Source organism: Streptomyces coacervatus, from assembly GCF_029223485.1.
Taxonomy (GTDB): domain Bacteria; phylum Actinomycetota; class Actinomycetes; order Streptomycetales; family Streptomycetaceae; genus Streptomyces; species Streptomyces coacervatus.
On sequence record NZ_JARHTP010000010.1, the window covers coordinates 237043 to 263909 of the forward strand.

Sequence of the window (26867 nt, forward strand, 5' to 3'; positions counted from 1 at the left end):
AAGCCCCGAAGACTTCGGCTACGGCTACGGCTACTGCTATGGCTCGGACCGCCCGTCCTGACGGGCAACCCGCTGCAGCAGCCCCCACGTGAACTCCGCGGCCACCTGCCGCCGCACCCCGTCCGCATCCGGAGCCGTGAACGCCAGCCCCCACCGTGTAGGTGCCGTCCCCTCCAACGGTCGGGCGGGCGCGAAGGCGCGGGCCGTCTCGTCGACCGTGCAGGACCAAGGGGTGAGGTCGGCGAGGGTCTTCAGGACCGGTGCCTCGGCTCCTGGGGCGCGGATCAGCCACTCGTTCCAGACGGCGCCGTTCGGGGCGAGGAGTACCTCGAAGCGGAGGTCGGGCCAGAGGGGGACGGGCCAGAGCAGGGCCTCGCAGTCCAGGTCGCCGATCTTGCGAGCGATGACCGACTCGGGGGCACCGAGGACGGATCGGTAACGGGAGGCGGCCGCACGGGAGCGCGGGGAGTGGAGCATGGCCTGCCAGCGCTTGTTGGCTTCTCTCATGTCGGCGATGGAGACGCCCAGTTGGCGGCGGGCGTCCTCCACCAGGTCCGGGTTGTGGTCGGCCATGCGGCGCAGCAGGACCAGCTGGAAGTCGAGGGGGGTGAACGGGCTAGCGGGGCGCTTGGCGGACGGCGTGGGAACCATGGGCACCATGGTCGCCCACCCCACTGACACCCGGGTGGCGGCCGTCCGGGAGGAAGAGGACGGAGTTGACGTAGCGGGGGTGCTTGCGGAAGGGCAGGACGCGGCCCAGCAGGCCCTGGGTGGCGACGTGCGAGGCGCTCGCCTGGTGGGCCTCCAAGGGGAACTTCGCAAGGGGCACCCAGCTGTCGCCGGGCAGTACCCAGCCGTCGTAGCGGAGGAGGGAGAGATAGGTGATGACGGGGGTGATCGTCTGAATCCTGGACTCCAGTTCGATGAAGAGGGCCGGGCGGTCCCGGGCCAGCAGGCCCGTTGCGCCGCGGAGCACCGCGAGCTCGTTGCCGTCCACGTCGATCTTGATGAAGCCGACGTCCTGGAGGGCGAGTTCGTCGAGGGTGACGCAGGGGACGTACAGGGCCCGGGCGTGGATGTCGCGGCGGACCAGGGAGGACACTCCCCGGTCGCCCGCGTCGTCCGGCGGGAGCCACAGGCGGGCCGTGCCGGGGCGGTCCGAGGCGGCGGCCTGGACGACGCGGACGTTCGGCGGCGCGGCGGAGGTGAGGAGGCGGGCCAGGTGGGGGACCGGTTCCACGGTCACCACCTGGTGGGCACGGGTGGCCAGGCGCCGTGTCCATGGGCCGTACCAGCCGCCGACGTCCACGGCGGTGCCGCAGCCGGGAGGGCAGAGGTCGGGCAGCCGGGCCAGCTCGGGCTCGAAGCGCGGGTAGACCGCCCGGGCGGCGGCGGCCACCAGGCGGGTGGGGAGGAAGGGGGCCAGGCGGGCGGCCAGGGTGCGGGGTGGAGTCATGGTCACTGGGCCATCCGCTTGAGCAACGCCTCGTGTTCGTCGTCCGTCACCTGCTCCCCGGACGACGGCAGCAGCTGCGGGATGCCGTCGACGATCGGGTAACGGCGGTGCAGGCGCGGGTTGTACAGGGCCTCCGGGGCCGCCGGGCCGCCCGGCTTGAGGAGGTGCAGCGGGCCCTTGTCGAGCGGGCACGCCAGGATCCGCAGCAGCGGGTCGTCGGGGTTCATGGAGGTGTCAACTCCTTGGTGGCAATGGGGGGTTGGGGAGGTGCCTGGGGTGCGGGCCGGTCGTGCTTGGGCATCACAAGCAGGACGGAGACGGCCAGGACCGTCCCCGCCAGGCGCAGGGCGAGCCGCAGCGGGTCGTGCGGGAGCGCCTCGCCGAAGGAGAGGGTGCCGAGTACGGCCGTGTAGAGGCAGGTCACCGTCGTGCACACCGGCACGATCAGCGAGGCCCGGCAGCGCTGCAGCGCCGCCTGCGACATGACCAGGCCGAATGCGCCGGTGAAGAGGAGGAGGTAGGGGTACGGGGACTTGAGCAGGTGGACCACCGCACCGACCGGCCCGCTTGTCGTCAGGTAGCTCGACACGCCCTTGATGGCGAGCGAGCTGACCCCGTAGAGCAGGCCGACCGCCACCCCGTACTCCACGCCCGTGGTCGGTGCCCGGTGCCGGTGCTTGGTGCGGCGCTCGGCGGCCCCGTAGAGCCACACCCCGCCCGCCAGGGACGGCACGCACACCAGCAGGATCAGCGGATACGGCGCGCTGCGGCTGACCGTGTCCGCGCCTGCACCGGCCTCCTTCAGCGACAGCACCACCATCAGTAGCGCGCCGAGGATCGCACCGAGCGCGTACCGCTCCCGGCCGGTCGTCTCCTCGCCCAGCAGCCGGGCCGACAGCAGGACGAGCAGCACCAGGCCGGAGACGAAGATGCCCTGGGCGGCGGCGATCGGCAGGGTGCGGTAGACGACGAGCTGTGCGCCGAAGCCGGAGGCCAGGGCGAGGGAGCCGCCGATCCACAGCGGGCTGCCCAGCACCAGCCGCAGCAGCCGGGCGGGTTGACGGATCGTCACCTCGGGAAGGGAGGTGAGCGCCCGTTTCTCCAGGACGAAACCGAGGCTGTACAGGGTGTTCGCCACCAGGGCTGCGACCACTCCCCACCACATGGTGTGCCCCCCTCTACGTCTTTGTCTTTCGCGCGTGCAGGAGAAGGATCGAGGCGAGCGACGGTCTGGAGCAGGCCAGCCGGTCGAGGGGGCGGAGGGGGCGGGGTACGCCGTGGAAGGGGGCGCCCTTGACGTCCACGATCTCGAAACCGGACGCGGCGACGAACTCCCGTAGCGCACGGGCGGTGTAGAGCCGCAGATGTCCTACGACCTCCGTGCCCGGCCTGCCGTGGATCGCCCGCAGGCTGACCTCGGAGAAGACGGGCTGTACGCCGGCCAGCAGCAGGGCGCGGTTGTACCAGGCGGCCAGGTTCGGGGTGGAGAGCATGAGGTGGCCGCCCGGGCGCAGGATGCGGCGGATCTCGTCGAGCGCCGCGTCCGGGTCGACCAGGTGCTCGATGACCTCGCTGAACAGCACGGCGTCGGCGGAGGCGGCCCGGAACGGGAGCCCGCCGCCGGTGAGTTCGCCGCGGATGGCGTACGACAGGTGGGTGCGGGCCCGTTTCAGGGCGTCCTGGGACCAGTCGACGCCGATGATGCGGTGGCCGGGGAGCAGGGGGGCCGCGGTGGCGGCCGCGGTGCCGTCGCCGCAGCCGATGTCGAGGATGGTGCGGGGCGTGCCGGTGGCGGGGCCGAGGGCGGCGGCCAGCATGCGGGCCTGGCGGAGGCTGCGGGGGGTGCCGGAGGCGACGGGGACGGAGGGGTCCTCGTAGAAGTCGCGCAGGTCGGGGTGGTGTGCGGGGGCGGTGGTGGGGGTGGAGGTCGCGTTCACGGGGTCACCTCCGTGGCGTGCAGATAGTGCTCGAACAGGTCGCGGAGGTGCGCGCCGTCGCCGTGGCTGAGCAGGGCGCGGGACCAGCGCAGGGCGAGGTGCAGGCGGCCCGCGGTGGAAGCGGTGGTGACGGTGAGACCGCGGGGCATACGGGCCGGGGCCGAGAACCAGACCGCGTGCGCGCGGCCCGCCTCCTCGCCGAAGTCCAGGGAGTACGGGATGCGGCCGATGTTGCTGAGGAGTGTGGTCGAGGTCCAGGGCGCGGCGGCTCTGCGCAGGCCGCGGGTGAGGGCGGCTCGCCAGGCTACGGGGGTGAGGGGCGCCGTGAGGAGCGCGGCTCCGTGGCCCAGTTGGGGGCGGGGGAGGGATTTCAGGGCTCGGGTGCGGGTTGCCGTGCGGCGCAGGAGGGCGGGCATGTCGGTGGGGGTGTGTGCCTCCAACTCCCTTGGGGAGAAGGGGACTTCTACCAGGCGGGTGCCGTTGCCTATCGGCATGGTGGTGTCTCGGGGGCGGTCATCGACCGGCATGGTGATGCGGAGGGGGCGGGGGGGTGCGCCGTGTTCTCTGTTCCAGTGGGTGAGGGTGAGGGCGGTGGTGACCATGAGTTGGTCGTTGACCGTGTAGGGGGAGCCCTTGGGGCGGTGGGGGAGGGGGAGTTCGGTGACCAGCAGGCCGTTGCCGGGGGAGGGTTCTGGGGTGCCGGGGGCCACCCTTGCGGGTGGGGACCAATTGGAGGGGGTGTCCTCGGGGGCTTGGGGGGTGTCGGGGGTGCGGATGGGGGGTGCCGTGGGGGAGTTGTTCTTGCCGCCGTAGATTTCGGCCGCGGTGGCCAGGACGCGGAGGCAGGCTGGGCCGTCGAGGGCTGTGTGGTTGATGGTGAGGAAGAGGACGGTGCCTTTGGCTGTTCCGGAGTTGGGGGTGGGCGTGGGGGTGGGGGTCGCTCGCCGGCGCTGGCCGGGTGCCGCTGCGCCCACCCGTGCCGCCCCAGCGGCACGACTGCCCGCAGCTAGGGCGGCTGCGGTGGCTGAGCCGACCGCATCCGTTGCCTCGCTGCCCTCCGCCGGGCCCGCCCCCTCCACCACCTCCAGTCGTATCGGCGGGGACAAGGTCAGTGGCGGTGCAGTCGTCAGGGCTCGTGTCCTCGCGTCCCGCAGTGCGTCCGGCCCCGCCGCCGGGAAGCTGACCACCTCCACGTCCGGCTCCGCCGTCAGCTCCCACTCGTAGCGTCGTCGGTACCAGTGGCCGGAGGCCTCGCGCATCAGGATGCGGGGATGGCGGCGCAGGGCCTCCACAAAGGCCGTCCGGAGCCGGTCCCTGTCCAGTTGCCCTGGCAGGTGGACCTCGATGTGAACCGTCTCCGGCTCCTCCTCTTGGAGGCAGTGGCGGGCGACCTCGTCGACGACGGGGAAGGGGATACGGGCCGGCGGTCGGGGCGGGCCGTCGGCGCGGGCGGGGTGTTCGAGTGCGGTCACGTGGGTTCGTCCCTCCCCCTGTCGGCTTCCGGCTGCGGTGGCTCCTCGGGCGGAGTCGGCCGGAACTTCGGTTTGCGGAGCGGGATCCGCGCGGTCGGCGGGTCGGGATCGGGCCCGCCGGGGCCGCGTGCCGAGACGGTCGGCCCGGCGTCGGGGCGAGGGAGAGGCGTCTTGCTCCGGCGCCGTTGCGGCAGTGGCCCGGTCGGCGGCGCCGCGGAGCCGGGCACCGGCGGCAGCACCGCCGTCGTGCTCGTCCCCTCGTCGGGCTCTCGTACGCTCACCAACGCCGCGAACAGCCCGATCAGCGCCAGGAGTTGGGCCGTGTGGCCGAATGCGCCCTCGCCCGCACCCGACGGCTCCCCGGCCCCCGTGGCCGCCGCGACCCCCGCCCCCGCGAGGGCGACGAACGCGACCGGTACGAGTACCGCGTGCCGCCGGTGTGCCAGCACCGCCAGCGCGGGCACCAGCAGCGCGAACCATCCGGCGATCAGCACACCCACCACGGTCAGTGCCACCGTGCCGAGCCACAGCCCGGGGAGCGGCGGTACCGGCTGCGGCGGGTCGGGGTTGGGCGCGCGGCGGCGCCAGCCGACCAGCCCGACCAGGACCGCCAGTCCCGCCGCGCCGCCGATCAGCCCGCCCTCGTAGGTCGTAGCGGGCTCGTACGACAGCTTGACCGTGCCGCCCGCCCCGGCCGGGATCCGCCAGCCCTGCTGCCAGCCGTCGAGGCGGAGCGGGGTCAGTTCCTTGCCGTTCAGGGTGGCTTTCCAGCCGTCGTTGTAGTTCTCGTACGTCGTCAGGTACGTGGCCGCGCCGGAGCTGACCGTCACCTCGCGGCGGTCGCCCAGCCAGTCCCGAATCGTCAACTGGCGCTCTGTGGCGGTGGGTTCGGTGACCGTGCCGCGGGTCAGTGTCATATCGGTCAGGGTGAGCGGTCCGGCGTCCCCGGCCTCGACGCGGTGGGTACCGGGGGAGAGCTCCAACTCGCCGTCGTTGCGGCCCTGCTGGCAGAGCGTCACATCGACCGTCCGGCGCTCCGTCAGGTCCCGTACGGTGCCCTTCGCGCTGGTCTGGTACAGCTTGCCGTCGACCGCCACGTCCGGCCCCTGTCCGCACGGCAGCGAGAAGGTGCGGGTGCTGCTCGGCTGCGGGGTGCGGTACTGGTCGAGTGCCGGGATGTACGCCTCGGTCAGGCCCACCGGGAGCTGCAGGTCCTCGTCGGCGACGGGGTTGTGCAGGGTCAGGGGCGCGGTCTGGGTGATCGTGATGTCCAGGCGGTCGGTGGTGATCGGGTCGAAGCGGACCACGCCGTTCTCGTCGACGCCGGCGATGGTCGCGCCGTCGGGAGAGCTGATGTCCACCTGGGTGGGACGGGTCGACAGGCCGCCCGCGGGCGCCAGCACGATCTCCCCCACCGGCTGTTTGCCGCTCCAGCTCAGATGGATCGTCGGCCGGTCGCCCGCGATCCACGCCGTCGTCAGATCGCCGTCGGTGAGGTTGCGCGCCGACAGGCCCGCGCCGAGGGTCGCCGTGGAGTCGGCGGTGGCGACGATGCGGTTCTGCTGGTCGGGTGCGACCTGGTAGAGCAGCTTGTCGAGTTCCTCGCCGTTCACCGGCACGGCGCCCGCCTTGACCTCGTACGTCCCTGCCGTGGCCGTGGTGAAGCGCCGGTGCAGGCCCGCCTCGGTGCCGGTCGCGGAGAGGCCGGTGGGGTCGGGGGTGCGGTGCAGGGAGACGAGCTCGGCGGCAGCGTCGGAGTCGTTCGCGTCCGTCGGCAGGCGCAGCAGACGGGTCACCTGTACGTGCGGGAGGGCGATCTCGGAGAAGCCGGCCCCCGTCAGACCCGAGCGGCGCTCCACCGAGCCGACGATCGTCAGCTTCATCCAACTCGTGGCGCCCGCAGGTGCCTTGACGGTCTGCGGCTGGCCGTTCGGCCGCAGGAAACTGGTCCTGGTCCCCTTCTCCGTCTCCACCTTCACCTTCGTCGCCGCAGACCGCACGCTCTCCTGCGGCAGCGGGGTCACCTTGAACGAGGACGGCATGTCGTACGAGTCCGTGAAGCCGATCCGCAGCCACTGCCCGTTCGGCGAGCCGGGCGCGCCCTCCGCCCACGCGGTGTCCGGGTTGCCGTCGAAGGCGTTCACCGGGTCGTACTGCGGGAGGTGGAAGAGCCAGTTGCCGTACGAGGAGGCCGTCACCGAGCGGGCGCCGCGCAGCTGGGCCACCGTCTGGTGGTCGAGCCCCTTGGTCGGCAGGATCTGATGCGGTCCCTTCCCCGCGTCCTGCACGGCGTCCGGTGCGTTCCGCTCCGAACCGGTGTAGGTGTACGAGGTGTTGGCGCCGACCAGCCCGAACCGGGTGTCCGCGCGGCGCAGCCCGTCGCCCACCACCTGGAGCGGCGGGGAGCCGAGCCCGGGGTGGTTGTCGCCGGTCAGCACGGTCGCGCGCCCGCGCAGCTGCGAGGCCAGCGGCAGCAGGGCCTCCGGGCCGCCGGAGACGACCGCGGTGTCGGAGACGGGCAGCAGATGGGCCTGGCCCGGCCGCGGGACGTCCTGGTTCGAGGGCTCGTAGATCTCGACCGCGCGCTGACGCGGATACAGCCCCTCGACCTGCAGCGGAGCGTCGTGCGCGATCCTGCCGCCGGTCATGACCGGCCCGAAGCCCGTCACCCGGACGTACCCCGACTGCTCCAGGGTCCGCTTCACCGTCGTGGTCGGTACGGAGCCGATCTGGTCGGGGTCGAGGTCGTTGCGGACGACGACGTAATACACACCCGCACGGCTCAAGTAGTCGGCCAGGCCCGGGACTTCACTCCCGGAGGCCAGTGCGTCCTGCACCGCGTCCATCGCGCGCCGGTTGCCGGGGGTGCCGAAGGGGACGTAGTCCCGCTGTGCCCAGCGGGACTTGGCGAGGACGTCGAGGGGCTCGTCGATGGGGGAGCCCCAGGTGTAGATGCCGTGCGAGGTGGCCGGGACGACGAGGGCGCGGGAGTCCGGGGAGTACTTCTCCAGCCAACTGGCCGTGGTCTTCCAGTACTTGGGCAATTCCTGGAAGGACCCCGGTTGGAGGATCGAGCCATTGAGATACGGCCACAACAGCCCCGGCAGGATCAGGACCGCCGCGACCAGCGGAGCGAACCGGCGCCCGCGCACCGGCCGGGCACCGCGCGGCTCAGCAGCAACCCCCACCAGATGCGCAAGCCCCAGCACCAACGCCAGAGCAAGCCCCGTCTGGAACTTGTAAATATTCCGGAAGGGGACGAGCCCCCCGTTCAGCCAGTCCTGCACGACCCCGTGGAAGGGCGCACCGAACGCGCCGCCGTACCCGGCGAGCAGCACCAGCACGCACGACACCACGGTCAGCACCAGCCACCGGCGCTCGGGCATGTCCCGTCTGGCGAGCCCCGCGAGTCCGAGCCCGGCAGCGAGCGCCGAACACACGACGACGATCACCGACGCGGCGACCGTCCACCCGGCCGGCAGCCAAGCCTCCCCGAAATGCAGATAGGCGACCCAGTTGCCGGCCCCGCGCAGCGCCTCCGTCCCTGACATGGTGGCCGTGGTGGTCTGCGAAGTCTCCACGTACGGAAGGAAGTTCTCGCCGTAGACCCCGAGCATGACCAGCGGTATCCACCACCATGCCGTGGCCACGATCAGCCCCGGCACCCACCAGCCGATCAGCTTGCGCTGCCGTGGCCCGGCCGGGCGGGACAGGAGGTACAGCCCGACCGGCAGCAGCGAGGCCAGCGTGGAGGCGCCGTTGACACCGCCCATGAACGGCACGATCAGCGCCGAGCGCAGAGCGGCGACGCGGGCGCTGTACCGCTCGTTCATCAGCGGCAGCAGCACCCACGGCAGAAAAGCACCGGGCAGTGCGGCGGCGGACGTAGAGCCGATGACGATGGTGAAGACCGGCCACAGCGCATACGCGACCCCCGCGAGCAGCCGCGATCCGCCACTGCCGATTCCCAGCCGCTCGGCCAGCCGCAGCGCCCCCCAGAAGGCGACGGACACGATGACCGACATCCACAGCCGCTCCGCCAGCCACACCGGCAGATGCACGGCATGCGCCAGCCAGTAGAACGGCAGCATCGGCCACAGATAGCCCGCGTACTGGTCCTGGATGCCCCCGAAGCTGCCCTGGTCGTGCCACAACTGCCCCAGGTCGGAGAAGAACGCCCCCGGGTCGACCGTCACACCCAGCTTGGTGTCGAAGGTCTGCCGCCCCGGGTGCACCACCAGGAACAGTACGAACGCCACGGCCCAGAACCCCGCCAGCCAGCGCCGCGACCGCGGGCCCTCCGGCGGACCCGAGGTGGCCGCGGTGGTGGGAACGGCTGCCGGAGGAGGGGCCTGGACCGTGGTCGTCATGGGGGACACCGCCGGAGGATGAGGAGAAGATTCCAGGTGGCCACCTCACGTATCCCCGGCGCTTTCACGACGGTCTCCGCGAGGAACGGCCAGTAGCGGGAGCGCGCCGAGACGACCGTGACGTCGTCGCGGGCGCGCACCTGCCGCAGGGTGGTACCGATGTGCACGGCGAAGAGGTTCTCGCCGAGGGTGTGCTTGGCGGGCTTTCCGGTACGGCGCCGGTAGCGGGCGCGGGCCCGCTCGGCCCCGAAGTAGTGCCACGGCGCCCACTCGTGACCGCCCCACGGGGACAGCCAGTTGGTGAACGACACATAGATCAGCCCGCCGGGCCGCGTGACCCGGGCGAGCTCACTCAGAAACGTCTGCGGATCGGCGACATGCTCCAGCACGTTCGACGAGAAGGTCACATCGGCGACCCCGTCGGACAGCGGCAACAGATACCCGTCCGCGATCACGGCCCCGTCGGGCGGCTTCTCACCGAGCTCGTGCACGTCCGGCTCGAAGAGGTAGGCGTTCGCGCCGCGCTTGCGGAACTCCTCGGTGAAGTACCCGCCACCACCACCGACGTCGACGACAGTGCGTCCGGAGACGGGTCCGTCGTAGGCCTCGACCTGGTCGACGGCGTCGCGGGCGAGCAGGTCGTAGCAGGTCTGCGGATCGTCCTGCTCGTGCCGAAAGGCACGGAAGAGCGCGAGGGACCGCTGAAAGGAGGGATCTTTAAAACCGCCGGGTACTGGAGCGCCCCGATAGGGGCGCGGGGAACTGCGCGACCAGCCACGACGAATCCGCAGACGAGTCACGACCCCCAGCCCCTCACCGCCTCGGCGGCCACCGCCCGAAACTGTCTGACCGTCCGGTGCCAGCGATAACGCGCCGCGCGATCACGGGCTGCCTTGCCCATGAGCTCACGGCGGTGTCCCGACAGGGCCAGCGTGCACCAGGCAGCCGCAAACGAAGACTCCCCGTGCGCAAGCACACCGGTTTCCCCATCCACGACGGAATCCCGCAACCCCGGCACATCAAAGGCAATGGTGGGCGTCTCCCGAGTCGCGGCCTCGGTGACAACCAGCCCCCACCCCTCCACGGCAGAGGGATGCAGCAACAGCCAAGCCGCGCACAGCAGCCGATGCTTCTCCGCCTCGGAGACATGACCGGCGAACTCCACTCCAGGACCGGCGAGTTGCTCAAGACGCTCGCGTTCAGGCCCGTCGCCGACGATCACCAGCCGACCCCCGGTCACGGGCCGCACCCGCTCCCAGAGCCTCAGCAGCAGATCGATCCGCTTGTACTCGACAAGCCGGCCCACCGCCACGAACAACGGCTCGGCCGACCGCTCGTCCCGCGGCCCGGGCTCCTCCACACCGTTGTGGACCACACGGATCCGGTCCCGCGAGACACCGATCGCACGCAGCGCATGGGCCGTGGACGGCGAAACGGCAACCAGCAGACTGTGACGCTGCGCACCGGTCAGCGCCCAGTGCTCAAGTCTTCGGCCGATCCGTGCGGCCGGCGCGAGGGGTCCGCCGAACCGCATCTTCCACAGGTCGGAATGGACATGGTTGACCAGGCACAGGGTGGGGCCGTGGTGCCAGAGTGGTGCGAGGTACGGCATGCCGTTGCAGACCTCGACCAGCAGATCGGTCTCGCCGACCTGACGGGCGAAGGCGGAACGGGCACGCAGATAGTGGGCGAACTCGCCGCCGGCCGATACGACGCGGTAGTCCCGGAAGGCCGCGGGACCGCCGCAGATCAGGGTGACCTGGTGGCCGAGGGCGGTCAGGCCCTCGGCGAGCCGGTCGACCAGCAGCTCCGAGCCGCCGGCCGCCGGATTGTCCAGATCCCGGTGGGCGAGAAAAACGATTCGGCGCGGTTGTGGGGGGAGCGTCGAAGGGTGCTGCGGAGCCCAGAGGTGCGCGGCGCGCAGCGGGGAGGGCACGTGCTGGGGCATGGGTGCTCCAACTCGTCTCAGGGTGCGGAACTCAGTGGTGGCTTTCTGGACTTGCTGTGGGGGGACTGAGCTCTTCATGGGCGGGAGGTGTGCAGGGGTTGTGCTTGGGTGGGGGTGGACAGTTTTCGCCCAGCCGTTCGCCACGGCTACTCACCGAGGTGACAAATTTCCGCCTTATTAGAACTGACGTCATGTCACATCGTGAGCTAAGCCTGTGAAGTCTGGGATGTCTCCGGCAAATCAGGGCGCTTACGCCCTCGCGCCACCAAAGCCCCACCCACCATCGCCAGTAGGAATCCGGCCACAGCGGCGGTAATCGGCAACGTCTGTCCCACCATGCGCAGCTGGCCACTCTCCTTCTTGGCCAGTTTCACCTGGTCCCTCTGCGTCGCAGTGGTGAACGACAGTTTCTGGCTGTCCAGCAGCACCACCGCGTCCTTCTTGGCGCCCGGCGCCCGCAGGGTGCGCCGCGGGCCGACCTGGGCGTAGAGCACCCGGCCGGTGCGCTGGTCGACGACCAGCTCGATGCCGTGGTTGGAGTACCACTCCTCGGCCAGGACCTGCGGTTTGTTCTTCTGGTCGACGATGGTGCCGGGGACCAGCCGCGTCCCGATCTTCGTCGGGGAGACGGTGCCGGTGAAGCGGTAACCCTGGTAACCCTGGATCTTCTTGGTGCCGGAGTAGTGCAGAGTGACGGTCGAGCCAAGGGAGTTGTCCCACCACTGGTAGGACTTTCGCGCCACGTCGAAGGGGAACTTCAGATAGGCGTCCCCCTCGAAGTACGGGTTCTCCTTGCAGCAGTGCACCGGCTGGTTGGTGTGGCGATCGGTCACCCACCGGTTGAGGAAGAACTCCAGCGCGTCGTGCGGATCGGCGGCCGGCAGCGACTTGTCCGTGTCGACCGTCGTCGTCACGTCCCACACCGCCCGCCCGCTCTTCTCGCTGTCCGCGACATTGCCGCGCACCTGCTGGGTGACGGTGATGCGCTTGTCGTGAACTGTCTCGATCTGATCGGTGTCGAAGTAACTTCCGGTGCCTCTGTAGACGGCTGTGGTGTCGATATCGATCGGGTTCACGGCGGCCCGCGGCTCGACGTACCAGACCAGCATCGGCGCCAGGACCAGCAGAAACGTGCCGAGTCCCAGCAGGATCAACGAAAGGGGGGAGGCTGTACGGCGCATCCGGGCACTCCAGGGGCGAAGGATGACGGAGTTCGGGCCGCTCTTGGGCCGGAGACCGTATGCGCCTCTTGACGGGGTGTCAATGCTTGTCGAGACTGGGGCCGACAGGCAGGGGTGGGGCACCGGGGTGGGACGACCTCCGGACAGAGAGGCTGACCCTGCGATGTCCAGACTGCTCGCTGCAGCGATCACCGTCGTGGCCGCCGCCGCACTTGCCGTGGGCGCCGCCCTCGGCATCGTCGCGCTGCTCGACGCGACGCCCGACCAGCCCAACACCCCGTTGATCACGTATGAGCAAGCCGGGCAAGGGAGTTGACCGGTGGGTCCGACCCGCTCACCCGCCACCGCGACCCGCTCGGCCTGGCACGACGTGCCCCGCCTCCAGGTCCGCCGGTTCGCCGCCCTCGCGATGGCCGAGGCGCCCGCGCTCGCAGAGGAGATCCTGAGCGAGATCCGCCGCGAGTACCCGCACCTGCCCGTCGTACTCGACGAGTCGGGCGAGCCGATGGCCCTGGTCGGCATCCGCCGGGCCATCGAGGTCTTCGTCCAGCACCTGGAGCAGTCGGAGGGCCGCCCGACGGTCCCGCCGGGCGTCTTCCAGGAGTTCGGCCGCGGCGAGGGCCTGCACGGCCGCTCCCTGGACTCCCTCCAGGCGATCTACCGCATGGGCGTACGCCTCGCCTGGCGCCGTTTCGCCGAGATCGGCCAGCAGGTCGAGATCCCGCCGCCCGCGATGTACGAACTCGTCGACGCGGGTTACGAGTACCTGGACGGCCTGGTCGACCAGTCGGTGCGCGGCTACGCGGAGGCGGCGGCGAGGCAGGCCGGGGAACGGCTGCGGCTCCAACGCCGCCTGATGGAGCTGTTGTTGGCCGAATACCACCGGAGCGACCCGGCCGACGCGCTGACCGAACGGGCCGCCCGGGTCGGCTGGCCGCTGCCGCGCAAGGTCGCGGTCGGCGTCCTGCTCCGCCCGGCCCGGGAGGCGGTCGCACCGGCCGTAGGACAGGGCGTCCTGCTCGACATGGAGTACGAGCAGCCCCGTATGGTCGTCCCCGAGCCGGACGCCGCCGGCCGCCCCGAGTTACTGAACCGGGCGCTGACCGGCTGGTCCGGGGCGATCGGCCCGCCCGTACCGCTCGCCGACGCGGCGAAGTCGCTGCGCTGGGCCGAGGCGGCCGTAGACCTGATGGAACGGGGGCTGCTGCCCGCCGGGGACGTCCTGTACTGCACGGAACACACCGAGGCCCTGGTCCTGCTCCAGCCCGAGGAACTGATCGACGACCTCGCCCTGCGCTGTCTGGCCCCCCTCGCCCACTGCGGCCCGACGCACGGACGCCGCCTTGCGGAAACGTTACTGGCATGGCTGGAGACCCGAGGCGGGGCACCGGAAGTGGCCACCCGCCTCGGCGTCCACCCCCAGACCGTCCGCTACCGCCTCCGTCAGATCCGCGAGCTGTGGGGCGACGAGATCGACGACCCCGACCGCCGCTTCGAGCTGGAACTGGTGCTCAGGGCACAGAGGTTGAGGGGGGTGCTGGGGGAGACGAGGCGGCAGAGGCCGTAGCAGCATCACTTCTTGCGCTGCTCGCGCCACGCTTCGTAATGGTCCAGGAGGGTCTCCTCGACGGGCCGGTAGACGATGCCCAGCTCCTTGACGGTACGGCTGTTGTCGACGCGGAACCTGATGCCGAGGTGACCCCGGATGTAGTCCTGGGTGAGCCCGAAGGCGGGGCCCAGGATCCGAACGGGCCAGTGCGGAAGGCGAGTTCGGGGGAGTCGGAGGTCCCTCGGATACCGGGTGCGGATGATGCGCGCCATGTCGTGGAAGGACGTCATCGTCTCGGCGGCGACGATGTAACGGCCGTGCGCGTCGGGCTTCTCGGCGGCGGCGATGTGTGCATCGGCCACGTCCCTCACGTCTGCCGTGGTGAAGCTGAAGTCGGGGGCGCCGTAGAAGAAATACCCCTTGAAGAGCTCTTCGAGGAGGAAGAGGCTGCCGGACTCGGAGGCAGGGGTGAGTGAGGGCCCGAGCACCAGCCCCGGATTGACGGCGACCATGCGCCACCGCGACTGCCCCTTCTCCGCCTCGCGGGCGGCCTGCTCCGCAACGGTCTTGGCGTAGTGGTACGGGTTGTTCTCGACGGTGCTGGTGGTGTTGAAGTACGCCTCGGTCAGGACCTGGCCCTCCATGGCGCGCACGTCCGCGTAGTCGCCGAATATCGCGCCGACGGTGGAGGTGAGGACGAGCCTGTGGACGCTGGGTGTCCTCTCGATGCTCGCGATCACATTGCGGGTACCGGCGAGGGCGGGCTCGACCATGTCCCGCTGCCCGTCCTTGATCTTCTCCGGCATGAAGAAGGGCGAGGCGACATGGAAGACGACCTCGCACCCCTTCACGGCCTCGTCGAAGGAGCCGTCGGAGAGGAGATCGGCCTCGAAGAGTTCGAGTCGGCCGGGGTGGTCGTCCTGCAGGGCGCGCAGGGGCGCCACCTTCGCCGTGTTCGCGGTGCTGCGGACGGTGGTGCGCACGTGATACCCGTGCTCCAGCAGCCGCCCCACCAGATGACACCCGACGAACCCACTGCCTCCGGTCACCAGCACGTCCACGCGCACTCCGATCATTCGGTCAGAACCATTGCCCGGGCAAACGCACTATGCGTAGCCTGTCTTCGTTCGTCATGCCGATCGTCTGTTGAAATTTCGAACAGACAGACTCAGATAACAAGAGAAGGGACCGGTCGTGGGACGCCTCGTACCTGCCGTGACCCGGGCTCTCGACATTCTCGAGCTCTTCCTCGACGGGGACGGGACGCTCTCCGCCCCCGACATAGTGCGCAAGCTGCAGCTGCCGCGCACCACCGTGCACGAGCTGGTCACCACGCTCGCCGCCCGGTCGTACATCGTCCAGGTGCCGGGGCAGCCCGGACGCTACCGGCTGGGTGTGCGCCCGTACCAGCTCGGCAGCCGGTACGCCGAGCAGCTGGACCTCGCGGCCGAGGGACAGCAGGTGGCCCGTTCCGTCGCCGAGACCTGCGACGAGACCGTACACGTGGCGATCCTCGAAGGCACCGATGTCATCTACATCGCCAAGGTGGATTCGACGCATGCGGTGCGGATGGTGTCCGCCGCCGGGCGCCGGCTGCCCGCGCACTGCACGTCCGTGGGGAAGATGCTGCTGGCCTCCCTTCCGGAGCCGGAGCTCACCTCGCGCATCCCGGACGATGCCGAGCTCGTCGCGATGACTCCCAACAGCATCACCGAGCCGTCCGCCCTGCGCGAGGCCCTCGCACAGATCCGTCAGCGGGGGATCGCCGTGGAGAGCCGTGAGTCCAATCCGGACGTGAGCTGTGTGGCCGCGCCCGTGCGGGACCGTACGGGGCAGGTCGTCGCCGCTCTCTCCATCTCCGTCCCCATGATCCGCTGGAGCGACGACCGCCGCGCCGAGCTGGAGCAGCTCGCCGCCAAGGGCGCCGTGGAGCTGTCGGAGCGCCTCGGCCACCGGACCGTCGCATGACGGCGTACGAGGTGGCGGTGCGCGCCGAGGCCACCCTGGGCGAGGGGCCGACCTGGGACGCGGACGCCGGGCGGCTGATCTGGATCGACATTCTGGGCGCGCGTGTATACACCTACGACCCGGTGACCGGCCGTCGCACGGTCCGCGTCACCGACCAGCACGTGGGTGCGGCGAAGCCCAGGGCCGGCGGCGGCCTGGTCCTGAACCTCCGGGACGGAGTCGGCCTCGTCGACCCCGACGGCACCTTCCGCTGGCTGCACCACGAACCCGTCCCCGGCCGCCGCGCCAATGACGCCGCAGTCGCCCCCGACGGCGCCCTGTGGGCCGGCACCATGCGTTACGACGAGGCACCCGGCGGCGGCACGCTCTCCCGGATCACGGGGGAGGGGGATGTCGAGACGGTTCTCGACGACGTCGCCGTCAGCAACGGCACCGGGTGGAGCCCCGACGGGCGGCTGATGTACTACGTCGACTCCCCGACGCGGCAGGTCGACGTCTTCCACCACGAGGACGGCCGGGTCGCCGAGCGGCGCCGGTTCGCGGAGATCGAGGAGGGCGCCGGCTTCCCCGACGGGCTGACCGTGGACGCCGACGGCTGTGTGTGGGTGGCCCTGTGGGACGGCGGTGCGGTACGCCGTTACACGCCCGACGGCGAGCTCGACCGGGTGATCGAGCTGCCGACGCCGCGCGTGACCGCCTGCGCCTTCGGCGGCGCGGACCTCACGGACCTGTACATCACCACGGCTCGGGTGGGTCTTGAGGCCCCGCATCCGACGGCGGGCTCGCTGCTGGTGGTGCCCGGCGCGGGGAAGGGACTGGCTCCACGTCCCTTCGCGGGCTGAGCGGACCGGCGACCGGCCCAGGGGGGACCGGCGACCGGCCCAGGGGCTACTGCAACCCCGCCTTCTTCAACTCCTCGGCAGTCAAAGGCGGTCCGGCCAACGCAGGCTTCAACGGCCCCACCAGCGCCGCCAGCAGAACGGACGGTGCCAGCAGCACCTCCGCCCGCCGCTCCAGGGACGTCACATCCGTCACGCGGCGGGCGATCCGCCCGTTCCCCGTGGCCGTGTGCATGAGCCGGGACACATACGCGGCCACGACCCGGTCCCGCAGCGTCGGCCCGTCCTCCGTCGCCCCCGGATAGAACACGTCCTGTCCTATGGCGAAGTCCCAGGCCGCTCCGACCGGCCGGGCGACCGCCTTCTGGACGCGCCGGGACAGGCCGGACGCACCGAAGCCGTGCCGCCGCGTCAACTCCCGCAGAAGCAGCGCGCTTTGTGCGCCCACGGCCAGCCCATGACCGTAGACGGGGTTGTACGCGGCCAGCGCGTCACCGAGGACCGTGAAGTTGTCGGGCCAGGCAGGCATCCGTTCGTAGAAGTACCGGCGGTTGACGGTGGCGCGGGTGAAGGCGACGTCGGACAGCGGCTCGGCCCGCGCGAGGAGGTCGCCGATGAGCGGGTGGCGCAGCCGCTCGCGGGCGAACGGGAGGAAGTCGTCGCCCGCGGAACTCGGTTCGCCCCCGCGGGTGCCGTTGAGGGTGACGATCCAGCGGCCGTTCTCGATGGGCAGCAGAAAGCCCGCCCGGCCGGGGTTGCCGTCCCGCGGGTCCGGCTGCACGTTGACCACGGGGAAACCGTCGCGGGCCAGGTCGGGCGCGAGGTAGAGCCGGCTGGCGTAGGCGAGACCGGTGTCGACCTGGCGGCGCTCCGGCTCGGGCAGTCCGAGGGCCGCGAGCCAGCGGGGCGCTCCGGAGCCACGGCCGGTGGCGTCCACGACCATGCCCGCATCGAGGGTCCGCTCCCGGCCGTCGCGTGCGCGCACCCGGACGCCGGTGACGGCCTCCGCGCCGCCCGCGAGCCCCAGCACCTCCGTGCCCTCCAGCACCTCGACGCGCTCGTCCGCGAGGACATGCGCCCGGACCGTCGCGTCCAGCAGGTCCCGCCCGGCCAGGACGACATGGTGCGACTCGGGCCAGCGCCGGAACCAGCCGTGCGCCGAGAGCGCGACCACGTCCGTGGTGACCGGCGCCCGGCGCGCCCCGGCGGCCAGGAGCGCCTCGGTGATGCCCGGCAGCAGTTCCTCCATCGCCCGTACCCCGCCCGACCAGAGCATGTGGGCGTGCCCGGCCTGCGGGAGTCCTTTGCGGGGCGCGGGTGCCCTGGGCAGCTCGTCGCGTTCCACGACGACGACCCGGTCGGCGAGGCCGGCCAGGGCACCGGCCGTGAGCATGCCGGTATGGGATCCCCCCAGGACGACGGCGACTCTGGCGGGGGAGGGACGTTCAGTCATGCGTGGACATGCTCTCTGCCGGGACGGCCGCGAGGGTGCGTACCGCCTTGATCTCGTCGGGGTGGCGCAGGACCTCGGAAACGGCCTGGATCTCCTGGAGGAGATACGAGGTGTCGGGCTCGCCCGTGCCGCCGTCGCCGTCCGGAGCGTGCCGTCCGGTCTCCACGGCCTGCAGGATGGTCACGGCGGCGGCGAGGGCCTGCGCCCGGCCGCGTTCGTGGCCGAGGGCGAGAGCGGCCTCGTAGGTCCGGCCGCGCAGGTCCTCGTCGAGGAACCTCGACAGCTGCAGGAGCGCGTCGCGGATGTATGTCTCGCGGCGGATCAGGCGCAGCTCCGCGGTGGCGCGCAGGGCGAGCGGTTCGCGGCTGCCCACGACGGTCCGCATCAGCCGGGCGAGCGGCTTGAGCTCCCGGTGCCGGCGGCGCACCAGCCAGCGGTCCTGAAGGTACTGGCCGGCGTGCGGGACGATGAAGCCGATCGCGACGAACGTGGCGGCGATACAGGCGGCCGACGGTGCGATGTTGGCGTTCAGCCAGTCCAGGTCGTGACCGGTCCAACGGGCCACCACCGCCGTGAACTTCGCCGCGCTGAAGAGCAGGTTCGTCGCGTAACCGATGCCCAGGAACCGCAGCCCCCAGCGCAGCCAGGCGTCGAGGCCGTCGGTGCGGATCCAGTTCCACACAAGCCGGGTCGTGATCGTGCAGGCCACGGTGTGCGCGGTGAGATAGAGCAGGATCTCCTCGCGCATGAACGGCGTACCGGCGTAGTAGGTGTCCAGGTTCCGGGTCTGTTCCACGGGCACGTCGGCGAGCGCGAACAGCACCCAGAGGGCGATGACCACGGCCGCGTAGACGCAGACCACCCAGCGGGTCGCGCGCCGCGTCTGCTCCCGGCGGTCGGTGTGGCCGTTGCGCCAGTGCACGACCAGCAGCAGCCAGGACGCGGACAGCGCGGTGAGCAGGGAGTACACCCAGGGCGCGGCGATGTTCGGCACGCCGGTGACCCGGTTGGTCCAGGCGATGGTGCCCGGAGCCGCGAAGGCGAACACCGCGCAGGCGAACAGCAGCAGGCCGCCGACGGCACGCAGCAGCGGGTCCCGCCACAGCTTGAGGATGCTGGGCAGCTTGATCGCCAGGGCGGTGGTCAGGACGGCGGCGGGGATCCAGAACGAGATGTACACCTCGCCGAGGAGGCCGGAGGGGTCGAGCGCCAGCCGAGTGCTCACCCCGTTGCCCTCCAGCCTCTGCGGTAGCCCAGCGAACGCTGCACGGGGCCGGGCTCCGGGGCCGCGCCGTGCCCCGGCAGCAGCGGCCGGAAGGCGCCGGCGAGCCGGTGCCCGAAGTCGTCGGCCTCCGCCTCGTCCGCGACGCGGGAACCGTCCCGCGCGGCCACCGACAGTGCCATGCCGGTCCACGCCCGCCGGTCGGCCAGCGCCGCGCCCGCCACATGGTGATGGTTGTGCCCGGCGTGCAGATGCCACAACTCATGGCCGAGGATGACCAGTTGCTGCACCGCCTCGGCCCGCTCCTCGACGATGACCAGGTCGAAGTCCTGGAACTCCACCCACAGCCCGGTGACTTCGAGCTCGTCGGGGAACCGCTCGAAGCGCAGCTCGACCGCCCGCCCGCCGCGCAGCACGCCCATCTCCTCGCACAGCGCCCGGCACAGCTCCCGTACGTCGGCCGGAGGGCGAGGTCTGGCCCGCATCGCCGCAGCGAGGGACTTCGTCAGCTTCCGCATCCCGGAGACCCTCCGCGAACGCCGCAGCCCGGCCGCGATGTCCATCGCTCCCCCTTCTGACGCCGCACGACAGGCCGTCCGAGCCTACGCCGTCGTTCAACCTGGAACGGTCTCGTTGGCCGGAAAGTCCTGCCCGACCCATTGACTGGCAAGCGCTTCCTGCCTACGGTCCCGTTCGAAGTTACGAGCATATTTCGATATACCGAACAGGACCCGCAGACAAATCTGAACCCTAGAAAGGAAAAAATGCGCACCGCCCGCTTCACCCTCGACCCCGCCTTCACCACCGGCAAGGTCAACCCCCGTCTCTTCGGATCCTTCGTCGAACACCTCGGCCGCTGCGTCTACACCGGCATCTTCGAACCGGACCACCCCACCGCCGACGAGGCAGGCCTCCGCCAGGATGTCCTGGACCTGGTCCGCGAACTCGGCGTCACCGCCATCCGCTACCCGGGCGGCAACTTCGTCTCCGGCTACAAGTGGGAGGACTCGGTCGGCCCCGCCGAATCACGCCCCCGTAGGCTGGACCTCGCCTGGCGCTCGACGGAGTCGAACCGCTTCGGCCTCTCCGAGTACATCGCCTTCCTGAAGAAGGTCGGCCCCCAGGCCGAGCCCATGATGGCCCTCAACCTCGGCACCCGGGGCGTCGCCGAGGCCCTCGAACTCCAGGAGTACGCCAACCATCCCGCCGGCACGGCCCTGTCCGACCTCCGTGCCGCGCACGGCGACAAGGACCCCTTCGGCATCAACCTCTGGTGCCTGGGCAACGAGATGGACGGCCCCTGGCAGACCGGCCACAAGACCGCCCAGGAGTACGGCCGGATCGCCGCCGAGACCGCCCGCGCGATGCGCCAGATCGACCCGGGCGTCGAACTCGTCGCCTGTGGCTCCTCCAGCCAGTCCATGCCGACCTTCGCCGCGTGGGAGGCGACGGTCCTGGAGGAGACGTACGACCTCGTCGACCACATCTCCCTGCACGCCTACTACCAGCCCGAGGACGGCGACGTCGACTCCTTCCTGGCCTCCGCCGTCGACATGGAGTCCTTCATCGAGAACGTGGTCGCCACCTGTGATCACGTGGGCGCCAGGCTGAAGTCCAAGAAGAAGATCAACCTCTCCTTCGACGAGTGGAACGTCTGGTACATCTCGGAGTGGCACGCGATCGAGAACTCCGGCGCGCGGGACTGGGCGGAGGCCCCCCGCCTCCTGGAGGACAACTACAGCGTCACCGACGCCGTCGTCTTCGGCTCGCTCCTCATCGCCCTGCTGCGGCACGCGGACCGCGTCACCGTCGCCTGTCTCGCCCAGCTCGTCAATGTCATCGCGCCGATCATGACCGAGCCCGGCGGCCCGGCCTGGCGCCAGACGACCTTCTTCCCCTTCGCGCAGGCCTCGCAGTACGGCCGCGGCCAGGTCCTCGACGTCCGCGTGGACTCACCGACGTACGAGACGAAGAAGTACGGCGAGGCCGACCTCCTGCACGCCACCGCCGTGCGCGCCGAGGACGGCACCGTCACCGTCTTCGCCGTCAACCGCAGCCGCACCGAGGCGCTCCTGCTCGAAGTCGCCCTGAACGGCCTGGACTTGAGCTCGGTCGTCGAGCACAGCGCCCTCGCGGACGCCGACCCGGACGCGCGGAACACCCTCGACGACCCCGAGCGGGTCGCCCCGCACACGGTCGAGGGCACCGCACTCGCGGACGGCACCCTCACCGCCGTACTGGAACCGCTGTCCTGGAACGTGATCAGGCTGGCCTAGGGCCTGTCCACCGATCGGCCGGGGGAGGCCACCGGTGCCACCGGTACTCCTCCGGCCGCGGCCCCCAGCAGCGTCAGCCGTACGTCCGAAGGCCCCGACGGTGTGGTCCCGTCGGACAGGACGGCCAGGGCGAGTGTGTTGGAACCACGTGTGCGCAGGATCCCGTTCGGGAGCGCGAAGGTGTGCTGTGGGCCTACGTCGTTGATGTACTGGCCCATGTTCCAGCCGTTCAGGAAGATCTGGACGCGGTAGGCGCGGCCCGGGTCGTCGTCGAGGACCAGCCCGATGGAGGCGTCGGTGCCGGCGTCCACCGCCAGCCGGAAGGACGTCCGGTACCAGGTCACCCCCTGTCCCCGGTCGGCCCGCGGCAGCTGCACGGCCTCCCAGCCGCCGTCGCCGTGCCCCGGCAGATGCCAGCCGCCGCGCTCCCCGTACAGCCCGCCGTTGTTCTGCGGCCCGCGCACCGGATCGGGCGCCGCCTCGCCCTGCAGCCGCCAGCTCACCTGCGGGGCGGCCCCCGCGAAGGTGACCGCCGTCAGCCCGCGTGCCGTCTTGTGCGTGTCCTGCGTCTTGCCGTCCTGGTCGCGCTGCATCCGGCGGACGAGGACGGACAGGACATGCGGTTCGTCCGTGCGCAGTGCCTCCGGGACGGAGAAGACCGCCGTGGCCGCCCAACTCCCTTTCCGTACCGTCTTGTTGTCCGGTACGGGCATCCGGTGCGTGCCCAGCGGCCGCCCGTCCAGCCATGCCATCAGCAACCCCTGCGTGCCCGTGCTGTAGGCGAGCGACACGGACTCGGCGCCGGTCGCGTCGGGGAAGCGGCCGCGGTACCAGACATCGCCGTAGTGGAAACCGTAGTCGTCGGCGAAGAGCACGGGCTGTCCGGCGGGGACGGGTGTGGTGCTGTAGGAGGTGGCCTTGTCGGCGGGCGTCCAGGAGGAGTCGTCGAAGCCGGGCGCGGACTCCGGGTTCTCCGCCTTCCGACGCCAGCCGGTGCGCAGTGCGGGCAGCGCGACCGCCCCGACACCGGCCAGCGGCTGCGCGCCCCGCAGGCTGCCGGAGGAGGTCGTGCCGGCCTTCAACTCCCGTCCGTTCCAAGTGACTTCGCCGATGCCGCGCGGCCCCCACACCTCCAGCTCGGCGGCCTGAATCGTGTCCCCGGTCAGCCGGACCGCCGTCCCGTCGACGGCCGCGGTCCGCAGCAGGGCGGGCCCGTACACCAGCACCTGGCCGGACGGGGTGTCGCGCGGCCACAGCCGTACGGAGGTCTCGTCGTCGGCGAGGAGCAGGAGGAGCGGGGTGGAGCTGCCGCCGCCGCTGACCAACACCCTTGTCAGTCCGTCCAGTTGGGCCTCGATACGCAGCAACCCGTCCTCGTACGAGTGCTCGCCCTCCCCTTCCAGCACCCTGACCGTCGGCAGGCTCGCGCACTCCAGCGCGGTCACCGTCGCCTCCCCCCGCCGCCCGGTGAGCACGGCGATCTCCTGCCGCCCGGCAGTGAGGGCCAGCATGGGCTGGGCGTTGGAGTACCGCAGCCTGCGCCGCCCCAGCCTGATCCCGGCGGCCAACAGCCGCGCGTCCTGTGCCGGGACGGCGATGGGGAGGTCGGTCCCGGCGACGGACAGGACGGAGTCGACCGGCACCTCGCCGTCATTGCGCAGGACGTACACATGGGCGCCGGTGTCGGGATTGGTCAGGTGATACACCTTCAGCCCGTCCGCCGTGACCTCCGCCCCGGCATGCCCCCCGACATGTCCCGCGGCATCCGCCGCGCGGTCCAGCTTGGCGAGGTCCGGCACATACCGCAGCAGATGCCCCAGCTGGTGCATGGGGATCAGCTTGTCGGTCGGCTGCCGGCCCTCGTCGATGGCCGCCCCGTAGTCGTACGACGTGTAGACGACCGGCGCGGGCAGCCAGCCCCACGAGGTGCCGCCGAAGGTCATGTAGACGCTGTGCAGCGTGATGCCGTTGGCGAGGTTGGTGAGGTAGAAGCGCCGCTCGTACGCCGCGTCCCGCAGCCGCCGCGACTCCGCGTACCCCTTCCCCTCGAACCAGGCGCCGCCCCATGGATCGAACCAGCCGCCCCCGAACTCCGGTACAAAACCGGGGGTTCGGGGACTCGCGGTCGCGCCGCCCTTGACCCCGCCGATGCCGAAGTGCCCCCAGTCGGGCGGGGCCAGGGTGGGCGAGGGATAGCCGTCGAAGCCGTACAGCCAACGCCCCTGCTCGCCGCCCGTGTCGAAGGAGTCGGGGATCCAGTACCCGTTTCTGCCCTTGTCGTTGTGGAAGAGCGGTACGTCGATGCCGTCGGCCCGGACCTTCTTGTACAGGTGGGCCATGTAGTCGCGGCCGGTCGGCTCGGTGACGTACGCGTCGTACTCGTTCTCGATCTGGTAGAGCAGGACCGTCCCGCCGCCCTTGGTGTACAGGTGCCGGGCGACGACGGCGTTCACCTGGGTCAGCCACTCGTCGACATGCGACAGATACGTCGGGTCCGAGGTCCGGGCCCTGCCCTCGGTGGCCGTCAGCCAGCCCGGGAAGCCGCCGCCGTCGATCTCGGCGTTGATGTAGGGACCGGGCCGGAGGATGACATACAGACCGGTCTCGCTCGCCATCCGCAGGAACAGGTCCAGATCGCGGATACCGGTGAAGTCGTACCGTCCCGGGGCGGGGGAGTGGTAGTTCCACGACACATAGATGCTGACCGTGTTGTAGCCGTGGGCCCGCATCTTCTGCAGGATGTCGCGCCACAGGGACGGGCTCGGCAGCCGGAAGGGGTGCATCTCGCCCGACCAGACGACCAGCCGTCTGCCGTCGACGACGAGCGAGTACCGGTCGAAGCCGACCGTGTGCCGCCGCCCGTCCGCGCCCGGCGTGCCCGGCGGCGGGCCCGTGGGGGCGGTCTGGGCGGCATAGGCGCAGGTCATGGCGCCGCTGCCGCCGAGTGCCAGGCCGAGGGCCGTGCTGCCGGCGAGGGCGCTGAAGGTACGTCTGCTGAGCCCCAAGGGAGCCTCCCGTCGTGACGGTCGGTCGGCGGCACGTGTGAGGTCATTGTGCGAGGCCATTGTGTACGGCCGCAGCCAGCACAATGGTCGTATGAGGATCTCGGCACGGGCGGATTACGCGGTACGGGCGGTTCTTGAACTCGCGGTCCGGGGCGACGACGGGCCGGTGAAAGCGGAGGCCATCGCGGCCACGCAGGACATTCCGCACAAGTTCCTGGAGGGGATCCTCGGCGACCTGCGGCGCGGCGGCATCGTCGACAGCCGGCGCGGGGGAGGCGGCGGCTACCGGCTGGCCCGCGAGGCCGCGAAGATCACGGTCGCGGATGTGATCCGGGCCGTCGACGGCCCCATCGTGTCCGTGCGCGGGGAGCGGCCCACGGGCCTGGAGTACACGGGGTCCGCACAGCCGCTGCTGCCGCTGTGGATCGCCCTGCGGGCCAATGTCCGCCGCATCCTGGAGGGCGTCACCATCGCCGACATCGCGGCGGACGCCCTGCCGGAGCCGGTACGGGAACTGGCGGCGGAACCGGCGGCGTGGGAGAACCCGTAGCGGTCACTGGGCTGCCAGGCAGCGGGTCGTCTGCCGGACGGGGGCGACAAGGCGGGAAAGGTCGATCAGGGCCGCGTCGGTCTGGCCCGGGCTGTCGAAGACGACCTGGGTGGCCGGGTTGCGGCCGTAGGTGACGACGACCTTCCGGCCGTGGGTGGACTGTGCCTCGTCGTAGACCCAGTCCACGCCGTCGACCGCGAAACAGGGGTTGCCGGTCAGCCCGGGCGGTGTCACTCCGCAGCGCAGGATGATGTCCCGGTCCCCCCAGACGGCGACCCCGGGCAGGCTGCTGTCCCGGCGGGAGAAGCCGCCGAGGGAGGCGGGGGCGCTGTCGGCGATGCGGTGGCAGTGCGGTGCACCGGAGGCCCTGGCGGGGGTGATGCCCGCGTCGGCGTCGGGGGCCGTGAGGACGTAGGCGGTGAGCGCGGCGCCGGCGGCGAGGACGCCTGCGCCCACTGTCAGGGCGAGTCGGGTGGGACGCAGGCGTATCGACGGCATGGACAGAACATTAGGACGGACCGCCGCCGACCCCGGACCCGGTTCCCGGAACGCCGGGGAGCACAATGATCGTGTGGCGGGCCGCAGTTGGGGCCCGCCGACGAAAGGGGGAGTGACGTGACTGTCACTTGGCGGGGTGCTGTTTCGTACGCCCTCACCGTCGTCGTTGTGTCCTGGCTGATCGGCGCGGCCGTCGACCTGGCCTGGTCGGCCGCTTCCGGAGGCCTCGGGATGTGGGCCTCGTTCTGGCTGAAGGAGCCGTGGCAGGGGGTCTTCCTGGGCGCCGCCACCGTGTCCCTCACCCTGGCCCGGCGTCTGATGGATCCCCTGCCTCGCTGGCGCGTGATGCTGGTCGACGGGTCGGTCTACCTGGCGGCGCTGCTGGTCTGCTGGGGCGTTGCGGCCTGGGTCGCCGGCGACGGGGCGCCGGTGGACGCGGCCTTCTTCATGGCGACCCTCGCACTGTTCACGCTCCAGCTGCCCGCCGCGTGGCTGCTGTGCGTATGGCGGTCGGGGAGCCTGGAGGTCGTGCTGGACGAACTGCACGGGGGGCTGGCCGCCCGATGACGAAGCAACACAACACCCGACGCATGTTCATGGTGACCGCGGCGGCCTGTGCCGCCCTCACCGGCTGTACCTCCACGGCGCCGATCAGCGACACCACTCCGGGGGATCCGCTCACGAGGACCTGGAAGGAGGGACAGCGGCCCGCCGTCCCGGACCTCTCCGGGCCCTCGCTGGAGGGCGGCAAGGTCAGCCTGTCCGACTACCGGGGCAAGCTCGTCCTGATCAACGCATGGGCCTCCACCTGCGGCCCCTGCCGGCTGGAGGCACCCGAGCTGAAGAAGATCCAGAAGAAGTACGGCGCCCGTGGGCTGCGCATACTGGGTCTCGACAACGACGGCGACCGGGCCGCGGGCCTCGCCTTCCAGAAGCAGTACAAGCTGGACTACCGGTCGCTGCACGACCCCTCGGGAAGGCAGCTGCTGAGGCTGCCGCGGGGTTTGGTGAACACGCAGGGGATTCCGTTCACCATCGTCGTCGACCGGTCCGGGAAGGTCGCGGCGGCGCGGATGGGAGCGGTGACGGAAGCGCAGCTTACGAAGACCATCGCGCCGTTGCTGTGAGGGATCCCCAGCTCAG

Annotated in this window: 24 protein-coding genes; 8 read left to right on the plus strand and 16 right to left on the minus strand. The window is 71.1% G+C overall.

What is annotated here, in order from left to right; genetic code table 11:
• Positions 1–36: 36 nt before the first annotated feature.
• The 10 genes from P2Q00_RS25425 to pgfA all read right to left on the minus strand — a co-directional run bounded on the left by P2Q00_RS25425 (position 37) and on the right by pgfA (position 12364).
• Positions 37–651 (minus strand): hypothetical protein, encoded by a 615-nt coding sequence (locus P2Q00_RS25425; RefSeq protein ID WP_275775025.1) that lies wholly within the window; start codon positions 649–651, stop codon positions 37–39.
• Positions 617–1456: an FkbM family methyltransferase gene (locus P2Q00_RS25430; RefSeq protein WP_275775026.1), complete on the minus strand. Its 840-nt coding sequence runs from the start codon at positions 1454–1456 to the stop codon at positions 617–619. The genes P2Q00_RS25425 and P2Q00_RS25430 overlap by 35 nt, the downstream gene beginning before the upstream one ends.
• A gap of 2 nt (positions 1457–1458) precedes the next feature.
• Positions 1459–1683, minus strand: coding sequence for a Trm112 family protein (locus P2Q00_RS25435; protein WP_275775027.1), 225 nt, complete (start codon positions 1681–1683; stop codon positions 1459–1461).
• A complete protein-coding gene (locus tag P2Q00_RS25440) occupies positions 1680–2609 on the minus strand; it encodes a hypothetical protein (protein WP_275775194.1) in 930 nt (309 codons plus the stop codon). Before P2Q00_RS25440 ends, P2Q00_RS25435 begins: the two co-directional genes overlap by 4 nt.
• A gap of 25 nt (positions 2610–2634) precedes the next feature.
• Positions 2635–3393: a class I SAM-dependent methyltransferase gene (locus tag P2Q00_RS25445; protein WP_275775028.1), complete on the minus strand. Its 759-nt coding sequence runs from the start codon at positions 3391–3393 to the stop codon at positions 2635–2637.
• Complete coding sequence (locus tag P2Q00_RS25450) at positions 3390–4865, minus strand: condensation protein (protein ID WP_275775029.1); 1476 nt, start codon at positions 4863–4865, stop codon at positions 3390–3392. Before P2Q00_RS25450 ends, P2Q00_RS25445 begins: the two co-directional genes overlap by 4 nt.
• Positions 4862–9235, minus strand: a complete 4374-nt coding sequence (locus tag P2Q00_RS25455; protein WP_275775030.1) for an alpha-(1->3)-arabinofuranosyltransferase domain-containing protein — start codon at positions 9233–9235, stop codon at positions 4862–4864. Before P2Q00_RS25455 ends, P2Q00_RS25450 begins: the two co-directional genes overlap by 4 nt.
• Positions 9232–10026, minus strand: a complete 795-nt coding sequence (locus tag P2Q00_RS25460) for a class I SAM-dependent methyltransferase (RefSeq protein ID WP_425579628.1) — start codon at positions 10024–10026, stop codon at positions 9232–9234. Before P2Q00_RS25460 ends, P2Q00_RS25455 begins: the two co-directional genes overlap by 4 nt.
• A 5-nt stretch (positions 10027–10031) precedes the next feature.
• Entirely contained in the window at positions 10032–11183 is a 1152-nt protein-coding gene (locus tag P2Q00_RS25465) for a glycosyltransferase family 4 protein (RefSeq protein WP_275775032.1), read from the minus strand.
• A 206-nt stretch (positions 11184–11389) separates the two neighbouring features.
• Positions 11390–12364, minus strand: coding sequence for a cell envelope lipid trafficking protein PgfA (pgfA, locus tag P2Q00_RS25470; RefSeq protein ID WP_275775033.1), 975 nt, complete (start codon positions 12362–12364; stop codon positions 11390–11392).
• Positions 12365–12527: 163 nt separating this feature from the next.
• Between pgfA and P2Q00_RS25475 the strand changes: the two genes are divergently transcribed.
• Positions 12528–12680, plus strand: a complete 153-nt coding sequence (locus tag P2Q00_RS25475) for a hypothetical protein (protein ID WP_275775034.1) — start codon at positions 12528–12530, stop codon at positions 12678–12680.
• A gap of 3 nt (positions 12681–12683) precedes the next feature.
• Positions 12684–13931, plus strand: a complete 1248-nt coding sequence (locus tag P2Q00_RS25480; RefSeq protein ID WP_275775035.1) for a PucR family transcriptional regulator — start codon at positions 12684–12686, stop codon at positions 13929–13931.
• A 5-nt stretch (positions 13932–13936) separates the two neighbouring features.
• Here P2Q00_RS25480 and P2Q00_RS25485 read toward each other — a convergent pair whose 3' ends face one another.
• Entirely contained in the window at positions 13937–14989 is a 1053-nt protein-coding gene (locus P2Q00_RS25485; protein WP_275775036.1) for an NAD-dependent epimerase/dehydratase family protein, read from the minus strand.
• Between the two features lie 118 nt (positions 14990–15107).
• Here P2Q00_RS25485 and P2Q00_RS25490 point away from each other — a divergent pair, with 118 nt between their 5' ends.
• Both P2Q00_RS25490 and P2Q00_RS25495 read left to right on the plus strand, forming a co-directional pair.
• The gene (locus tag P2Q00_RS25490; protein ID WP_275775037.1) at positions 15108–15881 is read left to right on the plus strand and encodes an IclR family transcriptional regulator; all 774 of its coding nucleotides are present in this window, start codon (positions 15108–15110) and stop codon (positions 15879–15881) included.
• The gene (locus P2Q00_RS25495) at positions 15878–16723 is read left to right on the plus strand and encodes an SMP-30/gluconolactonase/LRE family protein (RefSeq protein ID WP_275775038.1); all 846 of its coding nucleotides are present in this window, start codon (positions 15878–15880) and stop codon (positions 16721–16723) included. The genes P2Q00_RS25490 and P2Q00_RS25495 overlap by 4 nt, the downstream gene beginning before the upstream one ends.
• 46 nt (positions 16724–16769) lie before the next feature.
• On the opposite strand, the gene P2Q00_RS25500 is transcribed toward P2Q00_RS25495, so the two are convergent.
• The 3 genes from P2Q00_RS25500 to P2Q00_RS25510 are packed head-to-tail and all read right to left on the minus strand — an operon-like array spanning position 16770 to position 19958.
• Entirely contained in the window at positions 16770–18173 is a 1404-nt protein-coding gene (locus P2Q00_RS25500; RefSeq protein ID WP_275775039.1) for an NAD(P)/FAD-dependent oxidoreductase, read from the minus strand.
• Positions 18166–19386, minus strand: coding sequence for an MAB_1171c family putative transporter (locus P2Q00_RS25505; RefSeq protein ID WP_425579627.1), 1221 nt, complete (start codon positions 19384–19386; stop codon positions 18166–18168). Before P2Q00_RS25505 ends, P2Q00_RS25500 begins: the two co-directional genes overlap by 8 nt.
• Positions 19387–19394: 8 nt before the next feature.
• Positions 19395–19958 (minus strand): toxin-antitoxin system, toxin component family protein, encoded by a 564-nt coding sequence (locus P2Q00_RS25510; protein ID WP_275775041.1) that lies wholly within the window; start codon positions 19956–19958, stop codon positions 19395–19397.
• 201 nt (positions 19959–20159) lie between these two features.
• On the opposite strand from P2Q00_RS25510, the gene arfA reads away from it, so the two are divergent.
• Positions 20160–21671, plus strand: coding sequence for an arabinosylfuranosidase ArfA (gene arfA, locus P2Q00_RS25515; protein WP_275775042.1), 1512 nt, complete (start codon positions 20160–20162; stop codon positions 21669–21671).
• On the opposite strand, the gene P2Q00_RS25520 is transcribed toward arfA, so the two are convergent.
• Positions 21668–24676 carry a glycoside hydrolase family 35 protein gene (locus tag P2Q00_RS25520; protein WP_275775043.1) on the minus strand — a complete coding sequence of 1003 codons (3009 nt, stop codon included), beginning with the start codon at positions 24674–24676 and terminating at the stop codon, positions 21668–21670. The two genes, arfA and P2Q00_RS25520, sit on opposite strands and share 4 nt — an antisense overlap.
• Before the next feature lie 91 nt (positions 24677–24767).
• Between P2Q00_RS25520 and P2Q00_RS25525 the strand changes: the two genes are divergently transcribed.
• Positions 24768–25226: an RrF2 family transcriptional regulator gene (locus tag P2Q00_RS25525; protein ID WP_275775044.1), complete on the plus strand. Its 459-nt coding sequence runs from the start codon at positions 24768–24770 to the stop codon at positions 25224–25226.
• Between the two features lie 3 nt (positions 25227–25229).
• Here P2Q00_RS25525 and P2Q00_RS25530 read toward each other — a convergent pair whose 3' ends face one another.
• The gene (locus P2Q00_RS25530) at positions 25230–25724 is read right to left on the minus strand and encodes a DUF3515 family protein (RefSeq protein ID WP_275775045.1); all 495 of its coding nucleotides are present in this window, start codon (positions 25722–25724) and stop codon (positions 25230–25232) included.
• A 117-nt stretch (positions 25725–25841) separates the two neighbouring features.
• On the opposite strand from P2Q00_RS25530, the gene P2Q00_RS25535 reads away from it, so the two are divergent.
• Together P2Q00_RS25535 and P2Q00_RS25540 are read left to right on the plus strand one after the other, a co-directional pair.
• Positions 25842–26291, plus strand: a complete 450-nt coding sequence (locus P2Q00_RS25535; RefSeq protein ID WP_275775046.1) for a hypothetical protein — start codon at positions 25842–25844, stop codon at positions 26289–26291.
• Complete coding sequence (locus P2Q00_RS25540; RefSeq protein ID WP_275775047.1) at positions 26288–26851, plus strand: TlpA family protein disulfide reductase; 564 nt, start codon at positions 26288–26290, stop codon at positions 26849–26851. Before P2Q00_RS25535 ends, P2Q00_RS25540 begins: the two co-directional genes overlap by 4 nt.
• The last annotated feature ends 16 nt before the right edge of the window (positions 26852–26867 follow it).

Coding starts and splice junctions, on each gene's coding strand:
- P2Q00_RS25430 (WP_275775026.1), bottom strand. CDS start 1,456: ATGACTCCACCCCGCACCCTGGCCGCCCGCCTGGCCCCCTTCCTCCCC.
- P2Q00_RS25500 (WP_275775039.1), bottom strand. CDS start 18,173: ATGACTGAACGTCCCTCCCCCGCCAGAGTCGCCGTCGTCCTGGGGGGA.
- arfA (WP_275775042.1), top strand. CDS start 20,160: ATGCGCACCGCCCGCTTCACCCTCGACCCCGCCTTCACCACCGGCAAG.
- pgfA (WP_275775033.1), bottom strand. CDS start 12,364: ATGCGCCGTACAGCCTCCCCCCTTTCGTTGATCCTGCTGGGACTCGGC.
- P2Q00_RS25485 (WP_275775036.1), bottom strand. CDS start 14,989: ATGATCGGAGTGCGCGTGGACGTGCTGGTGACCGGAGGCAGTGGGTTC.
- P2Q00_RS25525 (WP_275775044.1), top strand. CDS start 24,768: ATGAGGATCTCGGCACGGGCGGATTACGCGGTACGGGCGGTTCTTGAA.
- P2Q00_RS25510 (WP_275775041.1), bottom strand. CDS start 19,958: ATGGACATCGCGGCCGGGCTGCGGCGTTCGCGGAGGGTCTCCGGGATG.
- P2Q00_RS25435 (WP_275775027.1), bottom strand. CDS start 1,683: ATGAACCCCGACGACCCGCTGCTGCGGATCCTGGCGTGCCCGCTCGAC.
- P2Q00_RS25425 (WP_275775025.1), bottom strand. CDS start 651: ATGGTTCCCACGCCGTCCGCCAAGCGCCCCGCTAGCCCGTTCACCCCC.
- P2Q00_RS25530 (WP_275775045.1), bottom strand. CDS start 25,724: ATGCCGTCGATACGCCTGCGTCCCACCCGACTCGCCCTGACAGTGGGC.
- P2Q00_RS25455 (WP_275775030.1), bottom strand. CDS start 9,235: ATGACGACCACGGTCCAGGCCCCTCCTCCGGCAGCCGTTCCCACCACC.
- P2Q00_RS25475 (WP_275775034.1), top strand. CDS start 12,528: ATGTCCAGACTGCTCGCTGCAGCGATCACCGTCGTGGCCGCCGCCGCA.
- P2Q00_RS25495 (WP_275775038.1), top strand. CDS start 15,878: ATGACGGCGTACGAGGTGGCGGTGCGCGCCGAGGCCACCCTGGGCGAG.
- P2Q00_RS25540 (WP_275775047.1), top strand. CDS start 26,288: ATGACGAAGCAACACAACACCCGACGCATGTTCATGGTGACCGCGGCG.
- P2Q00_RS25465 (WP_275775032.1), bottom strand. CDS start 11,183: ATGCCCCAGCACGTGCCCTCCCCGCTGCGCGCCGCGCACCTCTGGGCT.